This window comes from uncultured Lamprocystis sp. (genome assembly GCF_903933125.1).
GTDB lineage: Bacteria > Pseudomonadota > Gammaproteobacteria > Chromatiales > Chromatiaceae > Thiodictyon.
Genome location: NZ_CAIZIZ010000182.1, coordinates 1 through 9,075 on the forward strand (window position 1 = coordinate 1; position 9,075 = coordinate 9,075).

The 9,075-nt window shown below is 66.7% G+C and carries 8 protein-coding genes; 3 read left to right on the top strand and 5 right to left on the bottom strand.

Annotation, left to right across the window (positions count from 1 at the left end; all coding sequences use genetic code 11):
• Window positions 1-59: 59 nt before the first annotated feature.
• Together ileS and ribF are read right to left on the bottom strand one after the other, a co-directional pair.
• Window positions 60-2,900, bottom strand: coding sequence for an isoleucine--tRNA ligase (gene ileS / locus QZY03_RS09115; protein ID WP_295580235.1), 2,841 nt, complete (start codon window positions 2,898-2,900; stop codon window positions 60-62).
• 112 nt (window positions 2,901-3,012) lie between these two features.
• Complete coding sequence (ribF, locus tag QZY03_RS09120) at window positions 3,013-3,978, bottom strand: bifunctional riboflavin kinase/FAD synthetase (RefSeq protein ID WP_295580237.1); 966 nt, start codon at window positions 3,976-3,978, stop codon at window positions 3,013-3,015.
• Window positions 3,979-4,167: 189 nt separating this feature from the next.
• On the opposite strand from ribF, the gene QZY03_RS09125 reads away from it, so the two are divergent.
• Entirely contained in the window at window positions 4,168-4,374 is a 207-nt protein-coding gene (locus tag QZY03_RS09125; protein WP_295580239.1) for a hypothetical protein, read from the top strand.
• 87 nt (window positions 4,375-4,461) lie between these two features.
• Here the strand turns inward: QZY03_RS09125 and murJ are convergent, their stop codons facing one another.
• Window positions 4,462-6,006 (bottom strand): murein biosynthesis integral membrane protein MurJ, encoded by a 1,545-nt coding sequence (murJ, locus tag QZY03_RS09130; RefSeq protein WP_295580241.1) that lies wholly within the window; start codon window positions 6,004-6,006, stop codon window positions 4,462-4,464.
• Between the two features lie 138 nt (window positions 6,007-6,144).
• On the opposite strand from murJ, the gene rpsT reads away from it, so the two are divergent.
• A complete protein-coding gene (gene rpsT, locus QZY03_RS09135; RefSeq protein ID WP_295580243.1) occupies window positions 6,145-6,408 on the top strand; it encodes a 30S ribosomal protein S20 in 264 nt (87 codons plus the stop codon).
• Window positions 6,409-6,632: 224 nt separating this feature from the next.
• On the opposite strand, the gene folB is transcribed toward rpsT, so the two are convergent.
• Window positions 6,633-7,007 (bottom strand): dihydroneopterin aldolase, encoded by a 375-nt coding sequence (gene folB, locus QZY03_RS09140; protein ID WP_295580245.1) that lies wholly within the window; start codon window positions 7,005-7,007, stop codon window positions 6,633-6,635.
• 113 nt (window positions 7,008-7,120) lie between these two features.
• Between folB and plsY the strand changes: the two genes are divergently transcribed.
• On the top strand, window positions 7,121-7,732 hold the full coding sequence (gene plsY / locus QZY03_RS09145) for a glycerol-3-phosphate 1-O-acyltransferase PlsY (protein ID WP_295580247.1): 612 nt from the start codon (window positions 7,121-7,123) through the stop codon (window positions 7,730-7,732).
• Window positions 7,733-7,853: 121 nt separating this feature from the next.
• On the opposite strand, the gene tsaD is transcribed toward plsY, so the two are convergent.
• The gene (tsaD, locus tag QZY03_RS09150) at window positions 7,854-8,903 is read right to left on the bottom strand and encodes a tRNA (adenosine(37)-N6)-threonylcarbamoyltransferase complex transferase subunit TsaD (RefSeq protein WP_295580249.1); all 1,050 of its coding nucleotides are present in this window, start codon (window positions 8,901-8,903) and stop codon (window positions 7,854-7,856) included.
• Window positions 8,904-9,075 lie beyond the last annotated feature (172 nt).

Genomic DNA, 9,075 nt, shown 5'->3' on the forward strand with positions numbered 1-9,075 from the left:
CTGAAGTCGCATCGACATCCGAGCCGATGGTGAGTGCTATCCGGTGTTCCGGAAATCACCTAAGCGAAGATCCGCACCTCCCCGGCCCCCGCAACATTGTCCACACAGCGCCCACAGAGTTCCGGGTGTTCGGCGTGCGTGCCCACGTCCGCTCGATGGTGCCAGCAACGCACGCATTTGGCGTGTTTCGACGCGTTCACCCGCACCGCCAAGCCCGGCAGATCCGTGCCGACCGCCGTGTCCGGCTGTTCGGCGATCGGGTGTAGCCGTACCTGCGAGGTGATCATCACGAAACGCAGTTCGTCCTCCAGTCGACTCAGCGCCTGATAGAGTCCGGGGTCGCAGTACAGATCCAACTCGGCATCCAGGGCCGAACCGATCAGGTTGGCCTTGCGGGCGCTCTCCAACGCCGGTCCCACGGCCATCCGCGCGGCGAGGACCTGATCCCACAGCGCCCGGTCCAGGTCGGTCGCATCGTCCAGCGCGACCAGACCTTCATACCAGGTGGCGGTGAACACCGAGGGGTCGCGCCGGCCGGGGATGAAGCCCCAGATTTCATCGGCCGTGAATGACAGAATCGGTGCCAACCAGCGAACCATGGCCTCGGCAATGTGATACAGGGCGGTCTGGCAGGACCGCCGCGGTAGCCCGTCCGCCGCCGTGGTGTATTGACGGTCTTTGATCACGTCCAGATAAAAACCGCCCAGATCCACCACGCAGAAGTTGTGGACTTTCTGATAGATCAGGTGGAACTGGTAGGTCCGATAGGCCGTGATGATCTCGCCCTGGAGTTGCAGCGCCCGGTCCATCACCCACCGGTCCAGGGCGATCATGTCGGCCGGCGCCACCTGATTGACCGCGGGGTCGAAGCCGTTGAGGTTGGCGAGCAGGAAGCGGGTGGTATTGCGGATGCGCCGGTAGGCATCGGCGGTGCGCTTCAGGATCTCATCGGAGACGCTCATCTCCGCGCGATAGTCGGTGGCCGCGACCCACAGTCGGATGATGTCCGCCCCCAGGGTCTTCATCACGTCTTGCGGGCTCACCACGTTGCCCTTCGACTTGGACATCTTCTCGCCTTTGGCATCGACCGTGAAGCCATGGGTGAGCACCTGGCGGTAGGGCGCCCGCCCATGCATGGCGATGCTGGTGAGCAGCGACGATTGGAACCAGCCGCGGTGTTGGTCCGAGCCCTCCAGGTAGAGGTCCGCCGGGGCGCGCAGACCCTCGCGCTGCTCCAAAACGCAGGCGTGGGTGACGCCGGAGTCGAACCAGACATCCAGGGTGTCCTGGACCTTCTCGTACTCGGCCCCTTCCGTTTCGCCGAGCAAACCTGATGGATGCAGTTCGAACCAGGCCTCGATCCCCGTCTGCTCCACCCGGCGCGCCACTTCCTCGATCAGTTCGGGCGTGCGCGGATGCAGTTTGCCGGTGACCTTGTGGACCAACAGGACAATCGGCACCCCCCAGGTGCGTTGACGCGAGATACACCAGTCCGGCCGACCGCCGACCATCCCCTCGATACGCCCCTGACCCCAATCGGGTGTCCAATCGACCCGGCCGATTTCCTCCAGGGCCGCCGCGCGCAGGCCCTGCTTTTCCATGCTGATGAACCACTGCGGCGTGGCGCGAAAGATGATGGGCGTCTTGTGGCGCCAGCAATGGGGATAGCTGTGGGTGAAACGCTGTTCCAGCAGCAGCGCGCCATGGGCTTTCAGCACCTCCACCACGTGCTCATTGGCCTTGAAGACATTCTCACCGGCAAACAGCGGCGTGCCGGGCAGGAAGCGTCCGTCGCCGCCCACCGGGTTGTCGACCGGCAAGCTGTAACGGCTGCCGACGATATAGTCGTCCAGGCCATGACCGGGCGCGGTGTGAACAGCGCCGGTGCCCGCTTCCAGGGTCACATGCTCGCCGAGGATCACCGGGACCTCACGGTCATAGAAGGGGTGTCTGAGCTTCATCCCCTCCAAATCCGCGCCCCGTCCATAGCCCAGCACCCGATAGTGCTCGTAGCCCCAGCGGTGCATCGTGTCCTTGAGCAGGCCCTCGGCGACGATCAGCCGCTCGCCGGAGCCGGGTCGGTCGTCGCCGCCCACTTGAACAATGGCGTACTCCAACTCCGGATTGACCGCCACCGCCTGATTGGCGGGCAGGGTCCAGGGAGTAGTGGTCCAGATCACCAGCGCCGCCGGTCCCTCACCGCAGCCGTTGGGCGAGCCGTGACAGCGCGCCTCCAGCACTTCCGGCTCGGCCAGCGCAAAGCGCACGTCGACGGCGATCGACTGTTTGTCGGCGTATTCGACCTCGGCCTCGGCCAGGGCCGAACCGCAGTCGATACACCAATGCACCGGCTTCTCGCCCTTGATGACATGGCCGTTGGCGATGATCCGCCCCAGTGAGCGGATGATCTGCGCCTCGAAGGCGAAATCCATCGTGAGATACGGCCGTTCCCAGTCGCCGAACACGCCCAGGCGTTTGAAATCGGCGCGCTGACCAGTCACCTGCGTGGCGGCATAGTCGCGGCAGGCGACGCGGAACTGCGCCGGGCTCAGCTTATGTCCGGGCTTGCCCTGCTTTTTCTCGACCTGGAGTTCGATCGGCAGCCCGTGGCAATCCCAACCCGGCACATAGGGTGCGTCCATCCCGTCCAGCGTCTGCGCCTTGACGATGATGTCCTTCAGCACCTTGTTGACCGCATGGCCGATATGGATGTCGCCATTGGCGTAGGGCGGGCCGTCGTGCAGGATGAAGCTTGGCGCGCCCGCGCGTGCCGCCCGAATCTGTGAATAGATATCCAACTGTTCCCATTTCTTGAGAAGCGCCGGTTCCCGCTGCGCCAGATTGGCCTTCATGGGGAACTCGGTGTTGGGGAGGTTGAGGGTGTATTTGTAGTCAGTCACGCGTATGCCTTGAGGTTGTCCCGCGCCTGGGAACGGGGCGTTGCCGGTGCCACAGGGGCTCTGCCAACCCTATGATTGCACAGAATGAAGGTACAACGTGACCGGGATTTCTTCAAGTCACCGGGTCCGCGTTGCATCGCGCTGGTCCGGCCAGATACTCCCGCGCCGCCGCCGCATCCAGCGCGATCTGGCGGCGCAGTTCCTCGAATGAGCCGAAACGCCGCTCGTCGCGCAGCTTGAGCCGGAACTCCACTTCCAGATGACGGCCGTAGATCTCCTGATCAAAGTCGAACAGATGGACCTCCAGCCGATAGCCTTGGCCGCCGACCGTCGGGCGGGTGCCGACGTTGGCGACGCCCGGTCGCGGACCCGTGTCCAGCCCGCGCACCTGCACGGCGAAGACCCCGTGCAGCGGGCTGACCCGCCGGTGCAGGTCGACGTTGGCGGTGGGGAAGCCGATGGTGCGCCCGCGCCGATCGCCGTGTCCCACCCGGCCCTGAATCCGGTAGGGCCGTCCGAGCAAGCGTTCGGCCTGTTCCAGATCGCCGCGGTAGAGCGCCTCGCGCACCCGGGTGCTGCTGATGCGCTCCTCGCCATGGGTGATGGTATGCAGATTCTCGACCGCGAAACCGACGGCGCCCGCCTGGGTGCCGATGGTGCGCAGGAGTTCGTAATCGCCGGTGCGCCCGCGGCCGAAGCGGAAATCGTCCCCGACCAGCAGATAGCGCACACCCAGCCCCTCCAGCAGCAGTTGCCTGGCAAAGGCCGCGGCCTCCGTGGACGCGAGTCGCGGTCCGAACTCGAGGAGCATCACCCGCGCGATGCCGTATTTGCGGATGGCCTGGAGCTTTTCGCGCAGCCGGGTCAGGCGCGCCGGCGCGTGATCCGGGGTGAAAAATTCCAGCGGCTGGGGTTCGAAGGTGATGACGGTGGCCGGCAGCCCGAGTGCGCGGCCGTGTCCGAGCAAGCGCTGGAAAACCGCGCGGTGTCCCAGGTGCACCCCGTCGAAGGTGCCGATGGTGGCCACGCAGCCCCGATCGTCAGGGCGCAGATTATGAATACCGCGGATCAGCCTCATGGGTCCTACGAGCAAGCGAAGGGGGCGCCACAGTATACGCGGGTCGACCGCGGGTTCCGAGCGGATCGGCGCGTCGGCCTCGATTAAGATTCCGGCCACTTGGACTCGCAAGGTGCGTAGTCAGGCCATCCTGGCCTGGCACCGTCAGGGCTGAAAGCCCTGACGACGCAGGCCGCTGGCCGGGGTCGATTGACCGACTGGAACCATGCCGCCGAGCGGATCTTCGGCTGGCCCAAGCATGACATGCTGGGCATCGGTAAGGAGGTCAACGACACCTGCGGCCACCCCTGCGGCGACCAGGTGTTGGTCGCCTTGGCCCATCTCCTGTCCGCCACCACCCTCTCCGTGGGCATCGCGACCTGGCCGGTCCAGTCCGCCGGGGGGGGGGCGACCTGATCGCCGCGGCTGACCGTGCGCTCTACGCGGCCAAGCAAGGCGGACGCAACCGGACTGTGGTGGCGGGTTAAGGCGATTGCCGGACTATCAGACCCGCAGCAAATGCCGCGGCCGAATACCGACGGCAAGCAGCACCGCCCCGTAGAGCCCGCCGGCCGCGAACATCCACAGCCCCAGGCGCAGGGCGCGCTCGCCCCCGCTCTGCACCAGCCAGTCGTCGATGGGCCCGATGCCCAGCGCGAGTAACAGCCCCATCAGTACACTGGCGCCCAACCCCTTGGCGAGCAAGGCGGGCCAGCCGGGCAGGGGACGATAAACCCGCTCGGCACGTAGCCCGCGCAGCAGCAGTCCGGCATTGACGAGCCCCGACAGGGTGGTCGCCAGGGCCAGACCGGTGTGTCCCAGCGGCCACATCAGGGCCAGGCTGAAGACGATGTTGGCCGCCATGGCGATGACGGCGATCCGCACCGGGGTGCGCATCTCCAGGCGGGCGTAGTAGCCGGGGGCGAGCACCTTGACGGCGATGAAGCCGACCAGGCCGGGGGCATAGGCCATCAGGCTCAGGGCGGTCATGCGCGCATCCTGAGCGCCGAAGGCCGCACCCGGATCGCTGGAGAAGAACAGGGTGGCGATGATGGGCCCGGCCAGGACCAGGAGCCCCACGGCCGCCGGTACCCCGAGCAGCAGCAGCCAGCGCAATCCGAAGTCGAGCGTGTCCGAGAAAGCGTCCGGGTCCTCGGCCGCGTGGCGCTGCGAGAGCTTGGGCAGGATCACCGTTCCCAGGGCGACACCCAGCACGCCCATGGGGAACTCCATCAGGCGGTCCGAGTAATAGAGCCAGGAAATGCTTCCGCTGACCAGGAAGGACGCGAGGATGGTGTTGATCAGCAGATTGAGCTGGCCGACCGAGGCGCCGAACAGGGCCGGCCCCATGAGCCGGAAGGTCCGCCGCACGCCGGGGTCCTGAAACCGCAGGCGCGGGCGCGGCAGCAGCCCGAGTTGCCGCAGAAAGGGCACCTGAAAGGCCAATTGAACCATGCCCCCGATCAGCACTCCCCAGGCGAGGGCGACGATCGGGCGGTCCATCAGCGGCGCCAGCCAGAGTGCGCAGGCAATCAGGATGAGATTCAGCAAGACCGGGGTAAAGGCCGGCACCCCGAAGCGTTCGTAGGTGTTGAGGATGCCGCCGGCGAAGGCGGTGAGCCCGATGAACAGGATGTAGGGGAAGGTGAGCCGCAGCAGTTCCGCCGCCAGTTCACGCTGACCCGCCGCGGCGCTGAACCCAGGCGCGAAGAGCAGCACCAGCAGCGGGGCGGCCAGACACCCGAGCAGCGTCACCACCAGCAGCACTGCCCCCAGCACCCCGGCCATGTCGTCCAGGTAGCTTTTGAGGTCCGCCTGGCTGCGCCGCTCCCGGTAGCTGTTGAGGACCGGGACGAAGGCCATGGAAAAGGCCCCCTCCGCGAACAGGCGGCGCATCAGATTGGGGATCTTGAAGGCGACGAAAAAGGCGTCGGTGCCCGCGTTCGCGCCGAAGACCCGGGCGATCACCAGATCGCGCACAAAGCCCAGCAGGCGTGACACGAAGGTGTTGCTGCCGACTTTGGCAATGGACGCGGCGAGGGTGGACACGGGGGCGCTGACTCCGCAAAAGGCGGGGAGTATAGCGAGCAAACCGGTTGACAATCGAGTGCCCACTGTGCAAAATGCGCGGTCTTTATTCCGGCGCCCGAAACGGGTGCGTCCCTTTCAGGTTCCCAGGAGATCCCCTTGGCCAACTCAGCACAAGCCGAAAAGCGCGCCCGCCAGGCCGAGAAGCGCCGCCGGCAGAACGCCTCGCAGCGCAGCACCCTGCGCACCTTCATCAAGAAGGTCGTCAAGGCGATCGAAGCAGGCGACAAGGCGGCGGCGATGCAGGCGTATCAGACCGCCGTACCGCAGATCGACAGCGCCGCCAACAAAGGCACCATTCACGCCAACAAGGCCGCGCGTCATAAGAGCCGCCTCAACGCCCATATCAAGGCGATGGCCTGACGCTATTCGGTCGGGTCCCGTCGCGTGCGGGGCCAGCCAAGAAAACCGGCCGCGTTGGCCGGTTTTTTTTCGCTCCGTGTTGCCCGGTCGTCTCACAGTGCGATGACGATGGCCGGAATGACAGACCCGTCGTACCTGATATCCGGACAGATCCCGTCGTGTAGGGGGTAGGGGCGGGTTTGAAACCCGCCCCTACGTCCGACGGCGATACTTCCTTCCGCGTTTCAAGCGTCGCGCCGCCCCCGCTCGATAACGACCCCCACGTCCACCCCGGCGCCGACCGCGCCGGGCTTGTTGAGGGTCAGGCGCACCCAGGGCACGGCGAACTCATCGCGCAGGATGGCGGCGCAGCGCTCGGCCAGGGTCTCGACCAGTTCAAACCGGCTCTCGTTGACGAACTGGGTCAGGCGGCGGGTGACCGCGTCATAATCCAGCGCATCGGTGATGCGGTCGGTGGCCGCGCCGCGGGCGCAGTCGCTGGCCAGTTCCAGGTCCAGGATGACCGGGCGGCGGATGCGCTTCTCCCAGTCGTGGATGCCGATCGTGGTCTCGATGGTCAGGCCGCGGATGAAGACGATGTCCTGGTGGGTTTGGCTCATGAGTGGGGCTCCGTCGCTATCGGGGTGTCGATGATGCCTCAAGCCGACGGCGGCGCAACAGATATCCCGCTGGTCCTTGACCCGTGGCGTCAACCCGGTTTCAATGCGCGCCCATGATTACCGCAAGTCTGCTCATTCTCGCCGCCTACCTGTTGGGCTCGGTGTCCAGCGCCATCATCGTTTGCCGACTGATGAGCCTGCCGGACCCGCGCACCCAGGGTTCCAACAATCCGGGGGCGACCAACGTCCTGCGCATCGGCGGGAAAAAGCCCGCGGCCATCACCCTGTTCGGCGACAGCCTCAAAGGGCTCTTCCCCATGCTCGCCGGGCACCTGCTCGGCGTCGCCCCCTGGGTGTTGGCGGCCGTCGGCCTGGCGGCCTTTCTCGGTCACCTGTTTCCGGTCTTTTTCGGTTTCCGCGGCGGCAAGGGGGTCGCCACCGCCCTGGGCGTCCAGTTCGGGCTCTGGTGGCCGATCGGACTGTGCGTCGCGCTCATCTGGCTCTTTGTCGCCAAGGTGCTGAAGATTTCCTCCCTGTCGGCGCTCATCTCCATGTCGCTGGCACCCTTGATCGTCTGGTTGCTCTGGCCCGATCCGGTGCTGATCGGCATGCAGTTGGTCATGACCGGGATTCTGATCTGGCGCCATCGCAGTAACATCAAGAACCTGCTGACCGGGTCCGAAGGCCGGCTGGTCGATCAGGTCGGCGGGTCGGATCAGGACTGACCTGCGCCCGCGTCCTCCCGTCGTGGGAGCGGCCTCCGGCCGCGATGGGGTCGCGCGGGGTCTTGTCGGCGTTGGCGTTCACGGTTGTCCCCAGTCGCGGCCGGAGGCCGCTCCCACAGGTTCAGTTGTCGACGACGGTCCGAGGCGCCAGCGCCGGCAGCGACTCCATCGCCCAGCGCGCCCGCGGGGCGAAGCACAACGGCTCGTGCTGACCGGCGCGCAGCCGCTGCCAGCCGGCATAGGCAATCATGGCCCCGTTATCGGTGCACAGCGCCGGACGGGGATAGAAGGTCTCCCCTCCGACCGCGGCGATGGCCGCGTTCATCCGCTCACGCAGGCGGCGGTTGGCGCTCACTCCGCCGGCCAGGATCAGGCGTTGCCGCCCGGTCGCCTGGAGTGCGCGCCGACATTTGATGACCAGGGTCTCCACCACCGCTTCCTCAAAGGCGCGGGCGATATCGGCGCGCGTCTGCGCGGGGTCCGCCGCGTCGGGGAGCGTTGTGCGCAGGGTGTTGAGGGCGAAGGTCTTGAGCCCGCTGAAGCTGAAGTCCAGCCCCGGACGGTCGGTCATGGGGCGGGGGAAGCGGAAGCGCCGCGGATCGCCGCGTTCGGCCAGGCGCGCGAGTTCGGGTCCGCCGGGGTAGGGCAGGTCGAGAATCTTGGCCGTCTTGTCGAAGGCTTCGCCGGCGGCATCGTCCAGCGACTCGCCGAGGATGCGGTAGCGCCCGACCCCCTCCACGTCCACCAGTTGGGTGTGGCCGCCGGAGACCAGGAGCGCCACGAAAGGGAAGGGCGGGGCCGGGTCTTCGAGCAGCGGTGCCAGCAGGTGACCCTCCATGTGGTGGACCCCGATGGCCGGCACCCCCCAAGCCCAGGCCAGGCTGCGCCCCAGCGCGGAGCCCACCAGCAGGGCGCCGATCAGCCCCGGCCCGGCCGTGTAAGCGACCCCGTCGATGGTCCCCGCGGTCAGCCCGGCCGTGTCCATCACCTCGCGGATCAGCGGCAGGGTCTTGCGCACATGATCGCGCGAGGCCAGTTCGGGGACTACGCCCCCGTACTGCGCGTGAATCGCGATCTGGCTATAGACCGCATGGGCCATGAGCCCGGCGGCCGAGTCGTAGACCGCCACACCGGTCTCGTCGCAGGAGGTCTCGATCCCGAGTACCCGCATCGTCAGGTTGCTCCGATAATTCTTGACCTCGCAAGATAACCTACCCGCGCGGCTGGTGGAACACGCTGGATGATGCCGGCGGTTCCGGCCGCATCGGTAGCGACCCTGTGGGAGCGGCGTCCCGCCGCGACGGGGCCGGGCGCGCAGTCGCAGCGTTCGAAGGCACCGCGGC

Excerpts from the sequence above, each read along its gene's own strand:
- ribF (WP_295580237.1), bottom strand. The coding sequence starts at position 3,978 with ATGAGGCTGATCCGCGGTATTCATAATCTGCGCCCTGACGATCGGGGC.
- folB (WP_295580245.1), bottom strand. The coding sequence starts at position 7,007 with ATGAGCCAAACCCACCAGGACATCGTCTTCATCCGCGGCCTGACCATC.
- plsY (WP_295580247.1), top strand. The coding sequence starts at position 7,121 with ATGATTACCGCAAGTCTGCTCATTCTCGCCGCCTACCTGTTGGGCTCG.
- tsaD (WP_295580249.1), bottom strand. The coding sequence starts at position 8,903 with ATGCGGGTACTCGGGATCGAGACCTCCTGCGACGAGACCGGTGTGGCG.